A 21,675-nucleotide genomic window follows, 5' to 3' on the forward strand; every position below is an offset into this window, starting at 1 on the left:
ACGCTTGCGGGAAGGCGCGGGTCCTTCTGCCACCGCCTTTCTAGCCGGGCTGCTCGCAGCCGAGGGATCGTCGCTCAGCGCATATCCCTGGCAAGGGCACAATAGACGGATTGATCCGCAGCGTTGGAAAATCGAGTCACTGCGAGCGCAATCGGCGGCAGCCGCGACCCGGCGCCAAGATGGATCGTTGTGCCATCGGTGCGGAGGAGGTTCAGCTGCGCCGCCAGATCAGGTTCGTCCAAACCGTCAAAAATGCCGCGGCCGCTGATCTTCAAGGCAGCCTCCTTGGCGACCCAGAGTCGGTAACAGACCTCCAGCGCCGCTGCGCTATCGAATGTGGCCACGGCGGCCGCTTCCTTTGGCGAGAAGTGGTCGGCGGCAAAGGCTACCGGTTCGAAACCATTGATATCTTCAACCTCTATATCCACGCCGACAGCGCTTTTAGGCGAATAGCCCGCCAGCAGCACATCGGTGCGATGCGAAAGCGAAACGCCCAGCTCGTGATACGGAGGCCTTAGCGCCGGCCGCTCGCTGGGCCGGCGATAGATGGAAAGATCGTCCCGTTGTGTGGCTTCTCTCAAGGCCATTTGCGCGATCTGATCACGCTCTGCTCGTCCGCCGGGCATCGGGCGGACGAGGATGGCGATCGCATCAGCGACCGCCAGGACGACCTCGAATCGAGGGGTCGTCATACCGCGCTCACGCAGCGGCGGAGGGCAGGGTCTCTTTGTGAGCGACCGGAGCTGGCGCCTGCTCGGCTTGAACTGCCTGGGCGGGTGCGCCGACCCACGACGTTCCCTGCGGAATGGCCTCACCCTTCATGACCAGGGTCAGCAATCCGATTTCGGCGAAATCACCGACATTGGCCTCGTAAAGCACGGTGCTGCCTGAGCCGATGGAGACGCCTTCGCCGATCGTGATGCGGCCGACCTTCATGATACGGTCTTCATAGAGATGGGTCTGCGGGCAGGATCCCATATTGAGAACCGCATGGTCGCCGATATGGGTGCAATCGAATTCGCAGATATCGGTGCTGTTGATCCACGCACCCTGGCCGATCTTGGCGCCGAAGGGACGGAGCAGCCAGGGCAGGAAAGGCGTGCCGCGCAGATAGTCGAGCAGCATCTTGCTGGCGAGACCGCCGTAAAACACCGCAACGGCCTCAGTACGCATCGCCCACCAGGACCACATCGGCCGGTTCATCGGCTTGTAGGTGCCAATTAGCGTCCATTTGAAGGCGACAGCGACGAGATAGAGGATGCCAGAGGTCGCCAGGCCCGCGGCCATCAGTGTCCAGAATAGGCTGCCCCAGGCACCATTGTCGATTTCGCTGGCCAGCATGTCGGACATGGCAAGTGCCATGACGATCAGGATGGCGGTCGGCAGCGATGTGTGCATGGCCTCGAACAGAATGCGCACAAGGCGCATGCGGAGCGGCGGTGCATAGGTGGTGTTCGCAGCCGCCTCCAGCCTCTCGCGCGTCGGGAATTGGAAGGCGGGGCTGCCGCACCAGGTTTCACCCGATTTGACGTGCAGGGAGTCGGGCAGGCGCGTCTTGATGCCGATGAGCGAATCGCTCTCGATCACCGCACCCTGCGAGATGACGGAGGAGTTGCCGAAGAAGCAGCGATCGCCGGTCTTCAGGCGCTTGAGTATCATCCAGCCGTTCTGGATTTCCTCGTCGCCGAAGATGGTCTCGTCACCAATGAAGTTGTCGCGGCCCATTTCGATCAGATCGTAGCGACCGGCGAAGTTTGCGGAGATCTCCGTGCCCTTGCCGATCTTGGCCCCCATCAGGCGGTACCAATTACGCATGAAGACGGTCGCGTAGAGCGAATTCAGGGTTTCGAGCATGGCCTCGGTGGTCAGGCCGACGACCCATTTGCGGAAATAAAGATTGCCGAAGATGGAATAGCGGCCCGGCACGACGCGAGGCAACAGCACCCATCTGAGCGCCACGACGACAGCCATGGACACGACGATCAGCAGGAAGGCGGCCGGCCAGGAGAGCGCGGCGATCATCCCCCACGACAAGGCCTCGTCGGAGCCGGGCGCATAGATCTGCTGCACGGCAGAGAACAGATAGAAGGCCGGGAAGATCGGCAGCAGGCCGACGACGAGGCTGAGATTGTAGGCAACGAAATAGGCTGCGAACTGGAAGACGCGTCCGACGGTTCCAAGCTCCGGATGGGCGGGCATCTCTTCGTGCTCGGCATGCCCGGTCTGGCGGGCGGGCGAGCCGTCCCAGCGCGTATGGGCTTCGACATGCGTGCCAGCGGCAATCGCCGTCAGATCGCCGATGACGGCACCATCGTCAATCTTGACGTTGTGACCGATGACGGAGCCATTGCCGATCTGCACGCCTTCGCCGATATCGATCGTGCCGACATGGAGCTCGTTGCCGATGACTTCGACATTGGCGAGCTTGATCTTGACGCCGAGGCTGGATCTTGCGCCGATGCGCACGAGGTCGATCGCACCCTCTTCGAACTCGTCGATCATCGCGTCCTTGCCGACCTTGGCGCCGAGTGCGCGCATATAGACGCGGATAAGCGGCGAACCTTTGAGGAATTTCGGAGCGGTGAGCTGTACGATGCGCTGCATCAGCCAGAGGCGGAAATAATAGGTACCCCAGAGCGGATAGATGCCGGGCCGCGTGCGGCCAATGACAAGCCATTTCAGGGCGACGACAACAAGCTTCTCGCCGAGATTGAGCGCGAGGTAGACGCCGCCGAGAATGAGGATTTCATTCCAGAGCGATGCACCGTCATCGATCAGCAGGATCGAGGCGAGCAGCAGGCCGATCCATTGCAGCGTTGCGATCGCGACGATGAAGGGCAATACCACGGCTTGAGCAAGACCGCAGAAAAAACGCCGGCGCAACGGCACCGGTTCGAAACTCTTACGCTCCTGTCCCGAAGTGCTCTCGGCGCGCTGCTCCAGGATCGCGGCAATGCCGCGCAAGGTTCGGCCGGCATAGACGTCGCGCAGGGCGATGCTGGCGAGCAACGGGATCTTGCGCACTTCGGAAACAAAGCGGGCCGCCAGCATGGAATGGCCGCCGAGTTCGGTGAAGAAATCCGCTTCGAAGCCGATGGAACGCAGTCGAAGCGCCTCGGTCGCGGCCTTCAGCAGCTGTGCTTCCGTCCATGTGCGCGGCGGCTCTTGTGCCTGGGTCGGCTGGTCGGCTACGAGCGGGATCGCGGCCAGCGTCTTGCGGTCTATCTTGCCGGAAGGAAGCCGCGGCAGTGAGACATGGCTATGCCAGGCGGCCGGCACCATGTAGGGCGGCAGTTTGGCTGCAAGCACGGCGCGCGCCTTGTCGCGATCGAAGCTGCTACCCGTGGTAACGATGTGGGCGACCAGCATGTCCTCGCCATCCGGGGGGCGGTGCACGACGACGGATGCGGCCTTCACGTCGGGAAGCTCGCCCACGACGGTTTCGATCTCGCCGAGCTCGATGCGATAGCCGCGGATCTTGACCTGGTCGTCGATGCGCCCGAGGAAATGGAGCTGCCCTTCCTCGTCCATCAGCACGGCGTCGCCGCTGCGGTAAAGCACCGGATCGTCATGGCCTGCGAAGGGGTCATGGCCTGCGAAGGGGTTGGCGACGAATTTTGCGGCGGTCAGCTGCGGCAGGTTTCTGTAGCCGGCAGCAACACCCGGTCCGCCGATCAGCAATTCGCCGGTATCACCGCGGGCAACGAGCTGCAGGTTTTCGTCGACGACGTAGGCGGTCGTGTTGGCGATCGGGCAGCCGATCGTGATCGGCCGGGATGGATCGAGTTCGGCGTAGGTTGCAACCACCGTCGTCTCGGTCGGGCCATAGGTATTGATCAGGCGCCGGCCGGCTTTGGAAAAGCGGCTGACGATCGCCGGAGGGCAGGCTTCGCCGCCGACGATGATGACGCGCAGGCTTTCGACATCGCGCTCGAGCATGGTGAGCAGGGTCGGTACGGTGTCGATGACCGTGATCTTTTCCGCTTCCAGCACATCCGCGAGCCTGTCGAGCTCGGCCATGACGGCAGATGTCGCAACCTTCAGCGTCGCGCCGACCAGATAGGGAACGAAGATTTCTTCGAGAGAAAGGTCGAAGGCGACCGAAGCTTGCTGCAGAACGACGTCCGATTCGACCATGCCGAGGACGTCGTTGCCGGCCCGCAGATAATGACAGATGTTCCGATGCGTGATGACGATGCCCTTCGGCTTGCCAGTGGAGCCGGACGTATAGATGGCGTAGGCCGGATCATCGTGAGCGGCGGCGCGCGGCGCGACGCCATCATCGTCTTCTGCGAGAAGTGCCTTGAGGATCAGGGTCTGGCCGTCGAATTCGGGTGCGAGGGCCGCCTTTTCATCATGCGTCAGCAGCCATTTCGCGCCGCAATCGGCGAGGCTCACGCCCACGCGGTCGGCAGGGGCAGCGGCATCGAAGGGAATATAGGCGGCTCCGGCCTTGAGAATCGCCAGAAGTGCGACATGTAGCTCGAGGGAGCGCTGGAACCAAAGGCCGACGAAATCGCCGGGACCGATGCCGCGACGGCTAAGCGCACGCGCTGCCTCATCGGAAAGCCGGTCCAGTTCGGCATAGGTCATCGCCTGGTCGGTTCCGATCAGGGTCAGTGCCGTCTTGTCGGGGCTGCGGGCAACCGTTGCCTTGAAGATGTCCATCAGGGTTTCATTGCGGACGAACTCAGGCCGAATGCCGCCTGAGGAGACCGAGAGGCTGGCATTTGGGGTAATCGAAGAAATCTGGATAGTCATGGTATCTTCTGCGGAACGAAACTCGGCACAATCAGCGTGCCATCTGCCCATGCTTATACACCCTTCAATTTGCAGCTCTCTTACGGGCGTTGTCAGTGAATTGTAATGTTGGGAAAGCTATGCTTGGTTCGCTGCAGGGCGAGCCCTGTGTGCCATCTCGAAAGAAGGATTGATATCGTTGCGCATATTCGGGCGAAGAGCCGGCTGGCCCCGCTGGCTGTCCGTTCTCTTGGTAGCGGTTCCGCTAAGCTTGCCAGGCATGGAAGCATTGGCTCGCATACATAGCAATGTCCTGGTCGAAGATGCCGGCAGCTTGCGGCCGCTACGCGACATCTATGCGGTCGTTGCGCGCGAAATGCCGGGAAAGGTGCTGCGAATCAAGCGGGTTCGCCGGGCTGGGCGCCAGGCCTATGCCGTGCGTGTGTTGAAGCCGGATGGCAAACGTGGTGATATAGTGCTCGACGGCGCAACACTTGCCGTGATCGAGAGACGCTGAGAATGCGCATTCTGATTGCTGAGGATGAGCCCAGTATTGTGGCGGACATGCGCCGCTGCCTGGAGGATCAGCATTATGTCGTCTCGACCGTGAGCAACGGCGAGGAAGCATGGTATCGCGGCGATATCGAGCATTTTGATCTTGTCATCCTCGATCTTGGACTTCCGAAGCTTGATGGACTGACGGTGCTGCGACGCTGGCGCGCAGAACGCCGCGGCATGCCTGTCATCATATTGACGGCGCGAGACGGATGGCGCGACAAGGTCGACGGCATGGATGCGGGTGCCGACGATTATCTGACCAAACCCTTCCGCATGGAAGAACTTCTGGCGCGCGTGCGCGCCCTGATGCGCCGCGCCGCCGGACAATCTTCTCCGATCCTTTCCAATGGCGTGCTGGAGCTCGACACACGCCAGCGCACGGTTTCGTTTCGCGGGCAGCCGGTTCAGGTGACGGCACTCGAATACAGGCTTCTTGCCTATCTGATGCACAATGCCGGCACCGTGCTTTCCCGAACGCAGATCGCCGACAGCATCTATGATGAAGAGACGGAGCTGCTGTCGAACGCGCTAGAAGTGGTTGTAGCGCGTCTTAGGCGCAAGTTCGACGGCACCGTCATCGAAACCCGGCGCGGCCAGGGCTACATCATTCCGCGCGAGGCGCCGCCGTCATGACACCGTTCTCGCTGCGAGGGCGGTTGCTGCTGGGTTCCGTGGTGGCGATCATCGTTGCAACCTTTCTTGCCGGGGTCGGCATCAACGCCATTTCCGGACTGGCCGTCAGAGCGCTTGCCCTCTCGGAGATAGATGAGGAGTTGCGCGTTCTGCTGGCGGCGGTCGATATAAATTCCTCCAATCAGCTCTTCCTCGACGACACGCCAACGGATCCCCGCTTCGGCATTCCGAATGGTGGCTTCTATTGGCAGGTCGGCCGCAACGGCACCGTGGAGCTGCGCTCCCAATCGCTCTGGGAGCAGAACCTGCCCTGGCTGCGTGCCCGCCCTCGCGATGCCGGGCGAGCGACGGATATGAAAGGGCCGAACGGCAGCCGTCTTCTTGCCGTCGAGCGGTCGATTTCGATCCCCTCGGCCACGGGCGACCAGATCGTCGATATCGTCATGGCGCTCGACAACAGCGAGCTTGCGCCGGCGCGCTGGCGCTTCTTCTACGCCATGGCGCCATCCCTTGGCGTGCTTTCAGCCGCCCTCATCGTGGCTGTCATCGCTTTTCTGCGATACGGGCTACGACCTCTCAATGATCTGCGCGCAGCCCTGATGGCGGTGCAGGAGCGATCGGCACGCAAGATCACCGGTCAGTTTCCGCGGGAAGTCCAGCCTCTCGTGGACGATCTCAACGGGCTGCTCGCATCGCGTGAAACGCAGTTGACGCAGGCGCGTGCACGCGCCGGCGATTTGGCGCACGGCCTGAAGACGCCACTCGCGGCATTGGAGGCGACGGCGCGCCTTCTGTCGGAAGAGGGCATGTCGGAGCGAGCCGCCGCCATCCAGACGGAGGTCAGCCGGATGGAGGCGCAGATCAAGCGAACGCTTGCGCAAACCCGGGCCAGCCTGGCGGCCGCTCATACCGTCGGCGTCATGGACGCCAGCGCCGATCTGCAGAAGATCATCTCCGTGATGCGGCGGCTATCGAGCGAGCGCAAGATCGATTTCGAGCTTGTGGCGCCGCCCGAGATGTGGCTGGCGATCGACGAAGCGGATTTTGCCGATATCACCGGCAATCTGATCGACAACGCCAGAAAGTGGACGGCCGGTAAGGTGAAGGTCCGTCTGTCGCAGTTGCCCGAGCTCGAGGGCGTGGAACTGTGCATCGAGGACGACGGTCCGGGCCTGCCGGAGGATGCCGAGATGGCTTTCATTCGCCGCGGCAGGCGGCTGGATGAAAGCATCGCCGGAACCGGTTTCGGCCTGGCGATCGCCAAGGATCTGGTCGAGGCCTATGACGGCAAGCTGGCGCTCGCCCGCTCTAGCCTTGGCGGTTTGTCTGTCACCGTCAATCTGCCGGCGCGACTGGTCAAGGACAGACAAGCGGCGCTGGAAAACTAGGTCTACGGCATTTCCGGCGCAAGATTCTCAGTTTGCGATCGCCTTCAGGTACCTTTCCGCCGAACGCTCCACCACCTGGTTTCCGTCGCTCTCGACCGTTCGGCCGGGAAATGCGCCGTAAATCGCTTCGAAACGATAGGGCCGAACCGCTTCCAATATCCTCGTTACCGCCTTGGCGTCGAGTGGAACGATGTTCGGGTAGCTGCGCATGAAGCTCACGAATTTACGGTCCATGGTCATCTGCATCGTGTCGCCGACGAAGAGGGCGCCGCGCCCGCCTTCGAGCCAGGGGCAATGGAGCACGCAACTGCCGTCGAAATGGCCGCCGCATCGGATCATGGTCGCCGCGCCGATCGAAAGCGTCGCGCCTCTCCATGGATGCAAGGCGGCATCCGGCCTTCGCACCCATTCGCTATCGTCGGCATGGATATGGATCGGTGCGCCGCCGCAATCGGCACTCCACTCGACCATCGACGTATAGAAATGCGGATGGGAGATCGCGATCGCGCTCAGGCTGCCCATCGCAGCAATCCGCGTCTTGCTGGCCTCATCGATGAGGCTCAGGCAATCCCAAAGAATGTTGCCATCCGGCCCTTCGATCAGAAATGCGCGCTGGCCGATACCGAAATCGGGCTTGATCTGCAGGCCATGAACGCCTTCCGCTTGCTTGGTCCAGATCACGCTATGCGTCTGGCCGATGCTTGCCATATCGGTCCATTCCTGACCTGATTGGGGTACGAATTGACGCTCATCCTCGCAGATCGGGCAGGCTCGCGGTGGTGCGTCGCTCTCGCTGAACTGCGTACCGCATGTGATACAGACAAAATGCGCCATCTCGAATTCCTCGCCAAGCTATCGCCTCAGCCGGCGGATGGGATCTGGCGCAGGCTGAGATGGCTGTATAGGTACATTGGTCAGATATACCCTGGATTACAGGGAAAAGGCGAGGTTGTGTTGCCGTGGATAGAAACCGTCGTTTTTGGACCGATCTTTTCCGGTAAGGCGCTTATTCGTCATAGTGAGGCAATCGTATCTGTGTCGGTTTATCTCGCTGATTTTAAATGAAAAAATATTACAATAACAGTTTTACGACAATCCGCCCTTGCAAAAAATGCAAAGACAAAGAACATAGTCGGCTAATGAAAGTCTACAATCTGCAATCTTGATTCCCGGCGCTTGTCTCGGGAGAGATCGCAGGCTTATGGAGGACCATTATGGCGCTTATCCTCGGCCTCGTTGCTCTGGCCGGCCACATCGCCCTTCTGCTCTGGGGCACGCGTATGGTCCAGACCGGCATTCAGCGCGCCTTCGGACCTGATCTGCGGTCTTTTCTGGGCCGCGCGCTTAGCAATCGCACCAAGGCGTTTTTTGCCGGGATCGGCGTCACTGCCATCCTGCAGAGCAGCACGGCAACCGGCCTGATGGCTTCCGGCTTCGCGGCTGGCGGCCTGGTGGATCTCGTGCCGGCGCTTGCCGTCATGCTGGGAGCCAATGTTGGCACGACCCTGATCGTCCAGGTGTTGTCTTTCAATGTCGCGGCGGCTTCCCCGGCGCTGATCCTGATCGGCGTGCTGATGTTCCGCCGAACCGGGAATTCACGCGTGCACGATCTTGGCCGGGTCATGATCGGGCTTGGCTTCATGCTTCTGGCGCTGCATCAGCTTCTCGACCTGATGACTCAGTATGAGGGATCGACGGCGCTTGCGTATGTCCTCGGTGCGATTGCCGCGACGCCGGTGCTGAGCATGCTCCTTGCCGCTATTCTGACATGGGCAGCCCATTCCAGCGTTGCCGTCGTTCTGCTCATCATGTCTCTCGCGAGCAAGGGTCTTGTCGATGTCGACCAGGCTTTTGCGCTCGTTCTCGGCGCCAATCTCGGAACCGCGATCAATCCGCTCATCGAAGGGCAATCGGGGACCGATCTATCGGTGAAACGCCTACCCATCGGCAATATGATGACACGCATTGTCGGTGTGATCGCACTGATCGGCTTTCTCGAACCGGTCACGCGCTTGTCGGCGCTGGTGGATAGCGATAGCGCCCGCGCCGTCGCCAATTTTCATACCGCCTTCAATGTCGTTTTGGCCATGGTGTTCATGCCGCTATTGCGGCCCTATGCCGATCTCCTGACCAAATTGCTGCCGCGGAAGATTGACGAGGCCGATCCGACGCGTCCCCGATATCTCGACCCGGCTGCCAAGGAGACGCCTGTCGTCGCGCTTGGCGCGGCAGCACGGGAGGCATTGAGATTGGTCGATGTCCTCTCCGAAATGCTCGCCGGCGCCAAGACTGCCCTATCGGATACGGATCGAAAGGCGCTGACGCGATTGCGGTCGCTGGACAATATCCTCGACAGTCTGAATGCGGCCGTAAAGACCTATCTCACCTCGATCGATCCCGATGAACTCGGCGAGGCCGACAGACGACGCTTGAACGAGATCCTGCTGTTCTCGATGAATATGGAACACGCCGGCGACGTTCTCGATCAGAACCTCTTGCCGCATCTGGCCAAACGTCTGCGCCGGGGTCTGAACTTCTCGAAGGAGGGCCAGCTTGAATTGGCGCGGCTGTTCGATCGATTGCAGACGAATCTGCGCACGACGGCGGCCTTGCTCATGACCCAAAACGAGAGCACCGCTCGCATGCTGGCGGAGGAGAAGGTTATCTTTCGCAAAGCGGAGCGTGAGGGTACGGAGGCTCATTTCCAACGCCTGCGGCAAGGCGGGATCGAGACCGTCGAGACCAGTTCTCTTCACCTCGACCTGCTACGTGATCTCAAACAGATCAATTCCCATCTGGTCGCCGCTGCCGCCTATCCCGTTCTGGAGGAGCGCGGCGAACTCCTGCAAAGCCGGACTCCAGGCCCGGCTCCGCAGGCCGCAGCAACGGTGCATGACTAAAAGACCTATCTCGGTCCTATGGCTAACGATCGCCTTCCGGATCAATGTTCGTGGCGGCTTTTGCTACACGCCCTGAGTAAGGAGGGCCTTCTTCAGCCGATGTATATGCCCGGCGCCAATCCCGCAGCAACCGCCTACCATCGTTGCGCCGGCATCGACCCATGAACAGGCGAAGCGCGAATAGGCGTCGTCATTCAGATCTAGCCGGGTCGCGTGAAGGCCTTCATTGGCGGCCAACTCGCCTTGTTCACCTTCGAAGGCATTGGCATAGACGCCGATCTGCAGATTATGGCCGCTCTGCTTGAAAACCTCCGCTGCGACATCGACGGCCTCTCGCATGACCTCCGGTTTGCTGCAGTTGAAAAGAAGCGCGTCGGCACCGGATGATGCGGCCCAGCGAGCCGCATCCTCGACGGCTTCGCCGGATCGGAGCTTGGGCGAGGCGCCATTTCTTTGCGCGGCATCGTCGGCCAGTGTGAAGGAGATCCAATACGGCTTGCCGGTTTCGGCGACCGCGGCCCGAACCGCCTCTCCCTCCGCGATCAGGCTGAGGGTTTCCCCGAGCCAGACATCGACATAAGGATCGAGGTTTTCTACCAGAACCTTGAGATAGTCCTGAACGCGTGACGGATCGAAATTCTGCGGCTCATAAGAGCCGAAGATGGGCGGCAGCGAGCCGGCGACCAGGATTTTTCGATCCTTGCAGGCATCGGCGGCGTCGCGAGCCAGCTGTCCGGAAAGCGCGATGAGATCGGCGCCTTCCTTCCAGAACCGCTCCTCGCCAATGTGGAAGGGGACGAGCGCGTAGCTGTTGGTGGTCACAACGTCCGAGCCGGCGGCGATGAATTCGTCATGCACCTGCCGGACAATCTCCGGCGAATCGACGAGCGCGAGCGCCGACCATTCCGGCTGCTTCAGTTCCGCGCCGAGACGCAGCAGTTCGCGGCTCATGCCGCCGTCGAGGATCAAGGGTTTGCTCATGAATGGGATCTCCAGAATGGTTCGGATCAGCGGAGAGGTTTGATCTCTCCTTCGTGCCGTGGGTTAGCGCCGCACCGGCACCTGCGCTTCCAGGAAACGGAAGCTTCGCGCGATGATGGCTGTGATGATGAGATAGAAGACGGTGACGACAACAAGCGGTTCGTAGACCAGCAGGGTGTCCTGGCGAACTTTTGTGGCAACGGCGTAGAGATCCATCACGGTGACGGTGAAGGCGAGCGGAGTGGCCTTTAGCTGCATGACGATTTCGCCGCCGATCGTCGGCAGTGCGATGCGAATGGCCCGCGGCAGCCAGATACGCCGCGTCAGCGTGAAGGGTCGCATGCCGAATGCGCGTCCGGCTTCCAGTTCGCCCTTCGGAACGGCAAGCAATGCGCCGCGCAAAACCTCCGCCTCATAGGCCGCATAGTTGAGCGTGAAACTGACGGCCGCGAAGAAGAAACCTTCGCGCAGGATCGGCCAGAACAGACTCTGACGGATACCCGGAATCATCGGCAGAAGAGAGCCGACCCCATAGTAAAGCAGCCAGAGCTGTATCAGCAGCGGCGTGCCCCGGAAGAAGGTGCAATAACCACGGGCAAGGCTTCGCAGGATGGGGCCGCCGCTGACCTGGGCGAAGGCGAGGCCGATGGCGATCACAAAGCCGAAGACGACGGAGATCGCAAGCAGCGACAGCGTCTGCACGGCTCCCGTCAACAGAAGCGGCCAATAGGCGGATATCCATGAGAAGGTCATGCCAACACTCCTCACGCGAGCTTTGGTTGGCCGCGCCGCACACGCCGCTCCAACAGGTTGAACAGGGCGTTGGAAACGAGTGTGAGGGCGAGATAGATGAGGGCGGATGCCAGGAAAAAGATGAAGTAATGCTTGGTGCTCGCACCGGCGAGACGCGTGGCGAGAGCCAGTTCCTGGTAGCCGACCACCGCGACCAGAGCGCTATCCTTGGTGACCGACATCCATAGATTGGCAAGGCCGGGCAGTGCATTGGGCAGCAAGGCGGGCAGAATGATGCGGCGGAAGCGCAGGCGTGCACCCATGCCGAATGCCTTTGCTGCCTCGATCTGGCCGACGGGGATCGCCAGGATCGCGCCACGCAGCACTTCCGTCATATAGGCGCCTTGCACGAAACCGAGTACGGCGACCGCGACCGCAAAGCCGTTCAGCTCGAAGGCCGGCAGATTGAGCGCGGCGAGGAGCCGATTGAGGCCATCCATGCCCGCATAATAAAGGCCGACGATCAGGATCAGCTCCGGAACGGCGCGGACGGTAGTCGTGTAGAGTTCGAGCAGTAGCCGGAGCGGCCTTATGCCCGAAAGCTTGCCCAGTGCGCCGCCCGTACCGAGTAGCAGGCCTATCAGAAAAGCGCCGGCGGAGATGGCGACCGTGGAGGCAGCCCCGGTCAAGAGCACTCCACCCCATCCCGGAGGATAGGGGGAGAGCAGGTCCAGAATGCCTTGTGAGGAAGTCGCCATCGTCGCGATCGTTTATTTGGCGCCGTAGATATCGAAGCTGAAATACTTTTTGGTGATTTCGTCGTATTTTCCGCTGGCGCGCACCGCGGCGATTGCCGCGTTGAGCTTCGCCTTCAGCTCGGTGTCTTCCTTGCGAAGGCCGCCGGAAACGCCGGCTCCGAGGACTTCCTTGTCGTCGGCGACGTCACCCATCTTGGCGCAGCAATCCTTGCCGCTTTCGCTTTTCAGGAAGGCGTCAAGCGCAAGGGAATCGCCGAAGACATAGTCGATGCGCCCTGCAGCGAGATCCTGAAACGCCTCGTCGAGCGTCTGGTAGGTCTTCTCATCCGCGACCTTGGCGAAGTACTTCTTGTAATATTCCGACTGGATGGTCGACACCTGGATGCCGATGGTCTTGCCCTTGACGTCGTCTGCCGTGGCGCCAGTCTTTTGGTCCTTGGGGCCGATCAGCGTGCTGGGTGTATTATAATATTTGTCGGTGAAATCGATGATCTTCGAGCGCTCCGCCGTGTTCGACATCGATGACCAGATCACATCGAATTTCTTGCTCTGAAGCGCCGGGATGAGACCATCCCAGGAAAGCTCGACGATCGAGCATTTCTCTTTCATCTGCTCGCAGACGGCGTCCATCATATCGATTTCCCAGCCCTGCCATTTGCCGGCGGCATCTTTGGCGAAGAATGGCGGGTAGGATTCGTTCATGATGCCGAAGCGAACCTCGGCCTGCGCCGCCATCGAGGAAAACGCGAAGGCCAGTCCGGCGAATAATGTGGAAACCAGTCTCATATATGGGATTCTCCTAATGTGTTGTCTGCGAATTGGAGTGGATCAGGTCGTCAGCATGCCGGTAAATTCCCGGCAGCGGGTGCTGATCGGGGCGTCGAAGATCTGCCGGGGCGGACCTTCCTCCTCGATCCGTCCCTGATGCAGGAAGAGAACATGGTTCGAGACGTCTCGGGCAAAGCGCATCTCGTGGGTGACCAGCAGCATGGTTCGGCCCTCCTCGGCGAGATCGCGGATGACCTTGAGGACTTCGCCGACCAGTTCGGGATCGAGCGCCGATGTCGGCTCGTCGAAGAGCATCACGGCCGGATCGATGCAAAGCGCGCGGGCAATCGCGGCTCTTTGCTGCTGTCCCCCGGAGAGAAAGGCGGGATAGGCATCGCGCTTGTCGTAAAGCCCGACTTTATTGAGAAGAGCCTCTGCCTTCTCAATCGCCTCGCGGCGAGGAACGCTAAGGACATGCACCGGCGCCTCGATGATATTTTCGAGGACGGTCATGTGAGCCCAGAGATTGAAGCTCTGGAACACCATGCCCAATCCGCTGCGCATGCGTTCGATCTGGCGCCAGCTTTTCGGCTGCATCTGTCCATGGCGCCCCTGCCTCAGCGCGACTTCCTCGCCGTTGACGACGATGCGTCCGCGATCAGGCATCTCAAGCAGGTTTATGCACCGCAGGAACGTGCTTTTCCCGGAGCCGGACGAGCCGATGATAGAAATCACGTCCCCTTGTTTGGCGGTGGTTGAAACACCCTTGAGGACCTGATGTGACCCAAAGCTCTTGTGGAGATCTTCCACACAAAGAGCCTGGGAGGGCAGCTCTGTCATATATAATTCCGATGAAAAACAATTTGCGGAGAATATCGCGAAGGGCAGCCGAATTTGCGCGCAATTTCCGATCAATTTGCATAAAAAAAGCAAAAATGTATTTCTTATGCATCTTTTATGATGGAATAGAGATGTCGTCGCCTGGTTTCATCGCGCATAAAGGGGTAGGGAAATGGAAAGTCCGGATCGTTTTGATCGCGATATTCTCGATATCGTCCAGCGCAATTGCCAGCTCACGGCCGAAGCGATCGCCGAGGAGGTTGGGCTTTCGACGTCAGCGGTGCAACGGCGCCTGAAACGGCTGCGTGAGGACGGTATCATCAAGGCGGAAATCGCAGTTGTCGATCGCAAGGCCACCGGGACGCCGATGGTGTTCATCGTCGGCATGGAGATCGAGCGGGACAACTACGATGCGCTTGCGAAATTCCGCCTTTGGGCGGAAAAGCAGGACCATATCCAGCAAGTCTATTATGTCACGGGCGCTGTCGATCTCATCGCGATCGTCACTGCGCGGGATGTGGAACACTATGACGATATCGCCGCCGTAATCATGGCGGAGAATCCGCAGATTCGGCGCATGCATACGAATGTGGTGCTACGTGACGTCAAGCTTGGATTGTTCGTGCCGCTGGCAAACGGTGACGATGAGGGTTGATCGAGGTGGAGCCGCGGCGCCGCGGCTTCCCCCCGGCGCCGCGCTTTGCGGATCGTGTCAGACGGATTGCTCGATCACAAGCACGCCGTAGCCTTGAAGCTCGCTCCGTCCCGATATCGTCCTGCCGGTCAGTAGGTCAATCCCTTCAGGCAGGTCGACGATTTTCGTTTCATGCTCCGTATTGAGCACGAACAGCAGCTTCCTGTCATTGCTCTCGCGCAGCGACACTTCGACGCCGGCAGGCAGGTTCTCTACCAGCGGTGCGGCAACGCCGTTGCTGACGAGAATCTCCCCGATGACCTCTGCGAGCGGCGCGGTGAGGTAGGTGCCGAGATAATAGACCTGCCCGTTGCCATGCCGGCGGCGCGTCAGCATCGGCGTGCCTTCCAGGAAGCGGTCGGACCAGCGACCGACGATTTCGATATCGGCGGTCGTTTCCAGCTTCTCGTAAAGGTGCCCGGCCTCGAGCTGATGATTGCCGATCGTATAGGCATATTTGCGCGAGGCCGAGGATGCCGGCGGACGCGGGGATGGCTGATGGCTGCCGATGCCGCCCTCACGGAAACCGCTGAACAACCCATCCGCCCCCGGAGCGGAGACTGGTCCGAATTCGTAGACGCTGACGCCGGAAAGCTTGGAAAGTGCGGTGCCCGGCGCCTGGGTGCGGATGATGTGGTTGTTGTCATCGCGGGTGCCCGTCATTGCCGATAGGATGAGCGTGCCGCCGCTGGCGACGAACTTTTCCACCGCTGCCGACCACTCTTCCTTCCACATGGCCCAATGGGGAACATAGAGCGCTTTGACCCGCGAGAGATCATCTTCCGGATGAATGAAGCCGCAGGCAATACCGGCCTGATAGCATGCGCGGTGCAGATGGGCTGCGTCCTGCATCGGGCTTGGCAGGCCGATCGCGTAGGTCTTGTAGGCTTCCTGATTGTCGAAATCCGCGCCGGCGATGGCAATATCCATGTGGACGGTCGTGCCAAGCAGCTTGCCCTCGATCTTGCGGATGTCGGATGCGAATTGCTTGGCTTCCTCGTAGCGACGGCGCGGCACGTCATCGTGGTCGATAATGCCGTTCCAGTAGATCTCGGCGCCAAAGTGCGCCGGGCGCCAGCGGAAAAACATAAGGCCGTCCGCGCCGCGCGACACCGAAGTCATCGCCATGCGGCGCATCTCGCCGGGCTCCGGCACGGATGAGGAGAAGCCCGGCTGACTGCCGAGGCCGGACGCCTGTTCCGGAACGATGAAATTGCCGGAATAGGCGCGGCATTGGTCGAGATGGAAGGCCTGCGTGACCGCATGACCGCCGCCGCGGCGCATCTCGTCATAGAGGAACGGGTAGATATCGAAGCCGATGAAATCGAGATCCTGGCCGAACTGGCCGCGGAAATCGATGTCCACAAGGCCGCCCAGATTATGGAAGATGAACCATGCCGGATTGGTCGCCCGCAGGATTTCCACCTGATCGTGCTGGAAGAGAGCTGTCGCGAAGGCGAGGAAGCGATGATAGTCCTGCACGTGACCGGGGCTGGAGAAGGACGGATTCATCGGCTGCGGGAAGACGATCTGGTCGAAGGTCTGATAGGCCGTCGCCCAGAAGTCGCCGCCCCAGGCAAAGTTCAGGGCTTCGATCGTGCCATACTTCGCGCGGCAGAACTTCTGGAATTCGATGAGCGCGGATGGCGAATAGCTTTCGGAGGTCGTCGTATTGAGCTCGTTGTCCGTCTGCCAGCCGATGACATCAGGATTGTCGCGGTAATGCTCGGCCATCGCGTGGGTAATACGCTGGCTGTGCCGCCGCAGCACCGGGCTCGTCGTATCGCAATGCTGGCGCGATCCGTGGCTTGCCTCTCTGCCGTTTGCATCGACGCGCAGGACTTCCGGATATTTTGCCGTCAGCCAGCGGGGCGGCGTTGCCGTCGGGGTGCAGAGAATGGTCTTGATGCCGTGCTTGGCCAGGCCGGCAATCGCCTTGTCGAAGAGCGAGAAATCGAAGTGATCCTCATGCGGCTCCATGATATGCCAGGCGAATTCCGCCATGCGAACGGTATTGAAACCGGCAGTCGCCATTCGTTCGGCATCGCGGTCCCAATAGCTCTCGTCGACATGTTCGGGATAATGCGGCACACCGACCATGAAGCCGTCGAGATTGAGCGTCCGCCAGACGGAGAGCGGCTTTCTTTCCAAAACTTTCATGAGGTCACAAGCTTTCTTTACAGAGAGGCAATGATGGACTTCGGTCGGCTGAGGGTTCTGCCATCAGGACCGAAGAGGTAGAGGGAGGATGTGGCGGCGGACAGTTTGATCTGCTCGTCAGCCGAAAAGCCGGTCGCGTTGCCGAGCTGAACGGTGAAATTGCGCGTGCCGCTTTCCGAGCCGATCGTTGCGAGCGGACCCGCATCGACATAGAGAATAGTTTCGCGGCCAAGCTGTTCGACCAACCGGACCTTGCCGTCCAAGGAGATAGCGACATCCTCGGTGGAGGGGCCGATCTTCAGCGATTCCGGCCGAACGCCGAGGGTGAGGCTCGCCTGTGCTTTAAGATCGCCGACGTCTGCTACGGGAACGAGGACCGTCGTGTTGCCGCCTTCGAGTGCGACTTCAGCTACACCGTCACGAAGGGAAACGAGCTTCGCATTGATGAAATTGATCCGCGGCGCGCCGAGGAAGCCAGCGACGAATTGGTTCGCCGGATTGTGATAGAGATTGAGCGGCGCGCCTTCCTGCTCGATTATCCCCTTGTTGAACACGACGATGCGGCTCGCCATGGTCATCGCCTCGACCTGATCATGCGTCACATAGATCATCGTCGAGCCAAGCTGCTGATGCAGCGTCGAAAGCTCGACGCGCATTTGCGTGCGCAATGCCGCATCGAGATTGGAGAGCGGTTCGTCGAAGAGGAACACCTCCGGCGAGCGGGTGATGGCGCGGCCGATCGCGACGCGCTGGCGCTGGCCGCCCGAAAGCTGCTTCGGGCGCTTGTCGAGCTGGTCGGATATTCTGAGGATTTCAGCCGCGCGCTTGACGGCAGCGTCGATTTCGATCTGCGGGCGCTTCGCCATCTTCAAGCCGAAACCCATGTTCTCGGCGACCGTCATGTGCGGATAAAGCGCGTAGGACTGGAAGACCATGGCAATGCCGCGATCGCCGGGCTCCTCGCGCGTGACATTGCGGCCGTTGATCCAGATCTCGCCCGAACTGATGTTTTCGAGCCCGGCAATCGTCTTCAGGGTGGTAGACTTGCCGCAACCCGACGGGCCGACCATGACGATGAATTCACCTTTGTCGACGGAAAGATTGATCGAACGCAGGGCGTGGTAGCCGCCGTAATGTTTGTCGATGTCGATCAGCTGTACATGGCTCATGAATGATACTCCAAATCTGTTCGCGCGGTGCGGGACATGTCAGCCCTTGACGGCGCCCATGGTCAGGCCCGCGATGAAATGCTTTTGCATCAGGAAGAACATCAGGACCGGCGGGACGGCGACGAACAGGGTTGCTGCCGCCACGATGTTCCAGGCGGACGTCCATTCGCCCCTGAGGTTGTTCAGGCCCGCCGTCACCGGTTTGACGACATCGCTTTGCGTCAGCACGATCGCCCAGAAATAGTCGTTCCAGACGAAGGTGAAGATCAGGATCGCAAGCGCGGCAAGGGCAGGCCGCATCAGCGGTATGACGACATGGCGCATCGTCTGCCAGGGGGAGGCGCCTTCTGCGCGCGCCGCCTGGAACAATTCGTCCGGCAGGGCCGCGATGAAGTTGCGCATGAACAGGGTCGCAAAACCGGTTTGGAAGGCGACATGGAAGATGATCAGCGCGAAATAGGTGTCGTATAGGCCGACCGAAACCATGAGATCGCGCACCGGGATCATCATGATCTGGGCTGGCAGGAAGTTGCCGCCGACGAAGAGCGAGAAGAGCAGGGCGTTGCCCCGGAAATTATAGCGGGCGAGCACATAGCCCGTCAGGGTCGAGAATACGAGGACCAGCAGCACCGAGGGCAGGGTGATGATGAGGCTGTTGATGAAATAGCCCCACATGTTGGTCTGCTGGAAAACCGACTGGAAATTCTCGACGAGATTGAAATGCTCGGGCCAGGTCCAGTATTTTCCGGCCATGATCTCATCGGCCGTCTTGGCCGCCGTCAGCATGACGGCAACGAGCGGCAGCAGCCAGAGTACAAGGATCAGGCCGACGAAGCCGGCATAAAGGCCGCGAAGCGCGGGCTTTTCTTCAGGGATTGGGCGAGGATACATCAGCGTGTCTCCCGTTCCATGCGCACCATGACGCGCAGATACCAGGTGATGAAAACGATCATGATTGCAAAGAGGACGGTGGCGATGGCTGCGCCATAGCCGAAGCGATAGGAAAAGATCGACTGCTCGTACATCTGATAGGCCAGCACTTCCGATGAGCCGAAGGGGCCGCCCGATGTCATCACCGCGATCATGTCGAAGGATCGCAATGCGCCGACGACCGTTACGGCAAGGGCGATGAAACCCACCTGGCGCAATTGCGGCAGGACGACGTGCCAGAGCATGTTCCAGCCGCGGGCTCCGTCGACGCGCCCGGCGCCGATGATGTCGGAGCTCAGATTGTTAAGACCGGCGAGAAAAAGCACCATGCAGAAGGCGATCTGCGGCCAGAGCGCGGCGATAACCACGGCGAAGGTCACGAAATGCTCATCGGCAAGCAGGGCAGGCGCGGTCGCTCCAAAGAGACTGAAGATGAGGGCAAGAAGCCCGTAATTCGGATCATAGACCCAGCCGAACACGACGCCGACCGTGACCGTGGCGAGCACCAGCGGAATGAAGAAAAGCGACTTCAAAATCCGCATGCCGGCGATCTGCTGATTGACGAGCAATGCCAGCGCCAGTCCGAGCGGCGGTGCCGCCATGAACATGACGAGCCAGATGATGTTGTTCTTCAGCGAGACGTAGAATTGCTGATCGGCAAAGAGTTCGGAATAGTTTGCCAATCCCACCCAGCTCTTCTGCCCGACGCCATCCCAATCGAAGAACGAAATCCAGATCGATTCCACCGAAGAAGCGATGATGATCGTTCCGAACAGGATGCATCCAGGCACAATGAAGAGGACGGGCGTCAGCCAGTTCCTGTGTTTTTTCCACATGGCTCAGACTTCTTGGTTCGATAATTCAGGACATTTCTGAAAGCGCGATTCTTCAAGAGAGGCGCGACGGGACGTCGTGTAAAGCCGACGCCCCGCCGCGCCCTGGTCCGGGAGGACTATTTGAAAATGCGCGCGCGGGTCTTTTCGAGCCGTGCCAGGATCTGGTCGCGCCGCTCCGGCTTGACCATGAATTCCTGGAAGCCCTTTATTCCGTCCTGCGCCATGTCCGGATCGGTATCGCGGTCGTAATATTGCGACGTTCCCTTCACGCTCTTGAGCGATTCCACGGCGATATTGACCAGTGGGTCCTTGCTCGGCGGGCAATCGTTGCGTGGCGGAATGGTGCCTTCGGCTTCGAGGAATGCGCCGAGATTGTCAGGCTGATAGAAGTGAGCCAGGAAATCACGCGCACCTTGTCGGTTCTTCGCTTTGGCCGGAATATGCACGGAATTGACCGAGAAATCCTCATAGCGTTGAACGCCAGGGACGATTTCCGGGAAGGGAGCGAAGGCGATCTGGCCTTCGTCGCTTGCCGGGAAGGCGGACTTGATGAAGCCTCCGAGGTCCATCATCGCGGCCTTCTTTTGTGCGAGAGCCGCACCCGCCTGTTCCCAGCCGAATGACGGCGCGCTTGCGGAGAAGAAATTGCCCTTGATGAGCTCTTCCCACTTGTCGAAGACCGGCTTCAGCATCGGGTCGGTATAGGGAATCTTGCCCTCCATCAGGGCGAGGTGCTTGTTGAGACCGTTGATGCGCAGGTTCATGTGGTCGAACCAGCCTCCGGTCGGCCAGAGTTCCTTCGTGCCCATGCTGATCGGTGTCATGCCGGCGGATTTCGCCGCTTCGCCGAATTTCAGGAAATCGTCCCAGTTCTTTGGTGCCGTCCAACCCTTGTCGGCAAAAACGTCCTTGCGATAGAAAAGACCCCAGAGAATGCCGCCGAGCGGCAGGCCGTACTGCTTGCCGTTGACGGTAACTGCCGTCATCGTGGCACCGAGCTTGTCGCTGTAGCCTTCCTTGGCAAACAGGTCGGAAATATCGTCGAACAGTCCGCGGTCGACAAAAGCCTTCATTCGGTTGCCGGAGAACCAGAAGCAGATATCAGGAGCGCCGACGACGAGGTAGCTACGGATAGCCGTCTTGTGGGCCTCGTGATCCATATTGTTAATGGTGACTTTCGTCCCTGTCTTCTTGGTAAAATCAGCCGCGATGCGGTCAAGGACGGCCCGCTGTCCAGCATTGCCGATATCCGAAATGATCGTCACCTCGCCGCCATTGGCAATTGCGGGGCGATAAAGCGCCGTGGTCGCCAAGGCGACCCCCGTGCCGATCATGAACTGGCGCCGAGACGCCTTGATTGCATTGACGAGTGAAAGTTCGTTCTTCGATGCCATCTATTTCCTCCCTAGGCACATCAAATCCAGGCCTGCCCACAGATATGGGCAGCCGCTAACCTTCAGAAATTACGCAATAAACCGGCAATTCCGCTTGTGCTGATACAAGCAGACATTCCTCCATTGCCATGTGCTATTGCATACCGTATCTTCCGAGAAGCGACAATAGTTAATTTACAAAATTAATTTAAGGA

At 60.0% G+C, this 21,675-nt stretch carries 18 protein-coding genes; 5 read left to right on the top strand and 13 right to left on the bottom strand.

Translation table 11 applies throughout. The features are described 5' to 3' along the window. Positions 1-74: 74 nt before the first annotated feature. Together FHT85_RS13195 and FHT85_RS13200 are read right to left on the bottom strand one after the other, a co-directional pair. A complete protein-coding gene (locus FHT85_RS13195; RefSeq protein WP_112338229.1) occupies positions 75-692 on the bottom strand; it encodes a 4'-phosphopantetheinyl transferase family protein in 618 nt (205 codons plus the stop codon). 7 nt (positions 693-699) lie between these two features. Next, a complete protein-coding gene (locus FHT85_RS13200; RefSeq protein WP_112413135.1) occupies positions 700-4,761 on the bottom strand; it encodes a Pls/PosA family non-ribosomal peptide synthetase in 4,062 nt (1,353 codons plus the stop codon). A gap of 259 nt (positions 4,762-5,020) precedes the next feature. Between FHT85_RS13200 and FHT85_RS13205 the strand changes: the two genes are divergently transcribed. Genes FHT85_RS13205 through FHT85_RS13215 form a run of 3 tightly spaced genes read left to right on the top strand, consistent with a single transcriptional unit; the run spans position 5,021 to position 7,319 of the window. Continuing rightward, a complete protein-coding gene (locus tag FHT85_RS13205; RefSeq protein ID WP_015342374.1) occupies positions 5,021-5,257 on the top strand; it encodes a PepSY domain-containing protein in 237 nt (78 codons plus the stop codon). A gap of 2 nt (positions 5,258-5,259) precedes the next feature. After that, entirely contained in the window at positions 5,260-5,931 is a 672-nt protein-coding gene (locus FHT85_RS13210; RefSeq protein ID WP_015342375.1) for a response regulator transcription factor, read from the top strand. Beyond that, positions 5,928-7,319, top strand: coding sequence for a sensor histidine kinase (locus tag FHT85_RS13215; RefSeq protein WP_112399883.1), 1,392 nt, complete (start codon positions 5,928-5,930; stop codon positions 7,317-7,319). Before FHT85_RS13210 ends, FHT85_RS13215 begins: the two co-directional genes overlap by 4 nt. 27 nt (positions 7,320-7,346) lie before the next feature. On the opposite strand, the gene FHT85_RS13220 is transcribed toward FHT85_RS13215, so the two are convergent. Then, positions 7,347-8,153, bottom strand: a complete 807-nt coding sequence (locus FHT85_RS13220; RefSeq protein WP_112413134.1) for an MBL fold metallo-hydrolase — start codon at positions 8,151-8,153, stop codon at positions 7,347-7,349. 380 nt (positions 8,154-8,533) lie between these two features. Between FHT85_RS13220 and FHT85_RS13225 the strand changes: the two genes are divergently transcribed. Then, positions 8,534-10,219 carry a Na/Pi cotransporter family protein gene (locus FHT85_RS13225; protein ID WP_183774136.1) on the top strand — a complete coding sequence of 562 codons (1,686 nt, stop codon included), beginning with the start codon at positions 8,534-8,536 and terminating at the stop codon, positions 10,217-10,219. Positions 10,220-10,282: 63 nt separating this feature from the next. On the opposite strand, the gene FHT85_RS13230 is transcribed toward FHT85_RS13225, so the two are convergent. From FHT85_RS13230 to FHT85_RS13250, 5 genes are all read right to left on the bottom strand, one after another. Then, entirely contained in the window at positions 10,283-11,200 is a 918-nt protein-coding gene (locus FHT85_RS13230) for a homocysteine S-methyltransferase family protein (protein WP_112410728.1), read from the bottom strand. Between the two features lie 63 nt (positions 11,201-11,263). After that, positions 11,264-11,953, bottom strand: coding sequence for an ABC transporter permease (locus FHT85_RS13235; RefSeq protein ID WP_112337119.1), 690 nt, complete (start codon positions 11,951-11,953; stop codon positions 11,264-11,266). An 11-nt stretch (positions 11,954-11,964) separates the two neighbouring features. Continuing rightward, positions 11,965-12,690, bottom strand: a complete 726-nt coding sequence (locus FHT85_RS13240; RefSeq protein ID WP_112410729.1) for an ABC transporter permease — start codon at positions 12,688-12,690, stop codon at positions 11,965-11,967. 12 nt (positions 12,691-12,702) lie between these two features. Then, positions 12,703-13,476 (bottom strand): transporter substrate-binding domain-containing protein, encoded by a 774-nt coding sequence (locus tag FHT85_RS13245; protein ID WP_112410730.1) that lies wholly within the window; start codon positions 13,474-13,476, stop codon positions 12,703-12,705. 42 nt (positions 13,477-13,518) lie between these two features. Further along, positions 13,519-14,298, bottom strand: coding sequence for an ABC transporter ATP-binding protein (locus FHT85_RS13250; RefSeq protein ID WP_112337116.1), 780 nt, complete (start codon positions 14,296-14,298; stop codon positions 13,519-13,521). Between the two features lie 172 nt (positions 14,299-14,470). Between FHT85_RS13250 and FHT85_RS13255 the strand changes: the two genes are divergently transcribed. Further along, a complete protein-coding gene (locus FHT85_RS13255) occupies positions 14,471-14,953 on the top strand; it encodes an Lrp/AsnC family transcriptional regulator (protein WP_112337115.1) in 483 nt (160 codons plus the stop codon). Between the two features lie 57 nt (positions 14,954-15,010). Here FHT85_RS13255 and FHT85_RS13260 read toward each other — a convergent pair whose 3' ends face one another. The 5 genes from FHT85_RS13260 to FHT85_RS13280 all read right to left on the bottom strand — a co-directional run bounded on the left by FHT85_RS13260 (position 15,011) and on the right by FHT85_RS13280 (position 21,481). Further along, positions 15,011-17,152, bottom strand: a complete 2,142-nt coding sequence (locus FHT85_RS13260; protein WP_183774139.1) for a beta-galactosidase — start codon at positions 17,150-17,152, stop codon at positions 15,011-15,013. A 17-nt stretch (positions 17,153-17,169) separates the two neighbouring features. After that, complete coding sequence (locus tag FHT85_RS13265) at positions 17,170-18,321, bottom strand: ABC transporter ATP-binding protein (RefSeq protein ID WP_112410732.1); 1,152 nt, start codon at positions 18,319-18,321, stop codon at positions 17,170-17,172. Between the two features lie 39 nt (positions 18,322-18,360). Beyond that, positions 18,361-19,212: a carbohydrate ABC transporter permease gene (locus tag FHT85_RS13270; protein WP_112410733.1), complete on the bottom strand. Its 852-nt coding sequence runs from the start codon at positions 19,210-19,212 to the stop codon at positions 18,361-18,363. After that, positions 19,212-20,087, bottom strand: coding sequence for a carbohydrate ABC transporter permease (locus FHT85_RS13275; protein ID WP_112337111.1), 876 nt, complete (start codon positions 20,085-20,087; stop codon positions 19,212-19,214). Before FHT85_RS13275 ends, FHT85_RS13270 begins: the two co-directional genes overlap by 1 nt. 116 nt (positions 20,088-20,203) lie before the next feature. Continuing rightward, a complete protein-coding gene (locus FHT85_RS13280) occupies positions 20,204-21,481 on the bottom strand; it encodes an ABC transporter substrate-binding protein (RefSeq protein WP_112410735.1) in 1,278 nt (425 codons plus the stop codon). Positions 21,482-21,675: the final 194 nt, after the last annotated feature.

Source organism: Rhizobium sp. BK312, from assembly GCF_014193605.1.
Classification (GTDB): Bacteria; Pseudomonadota; Alphaproteobacteria; order Rhizobiales; family Rhizobiaceae; genus Rhizobium.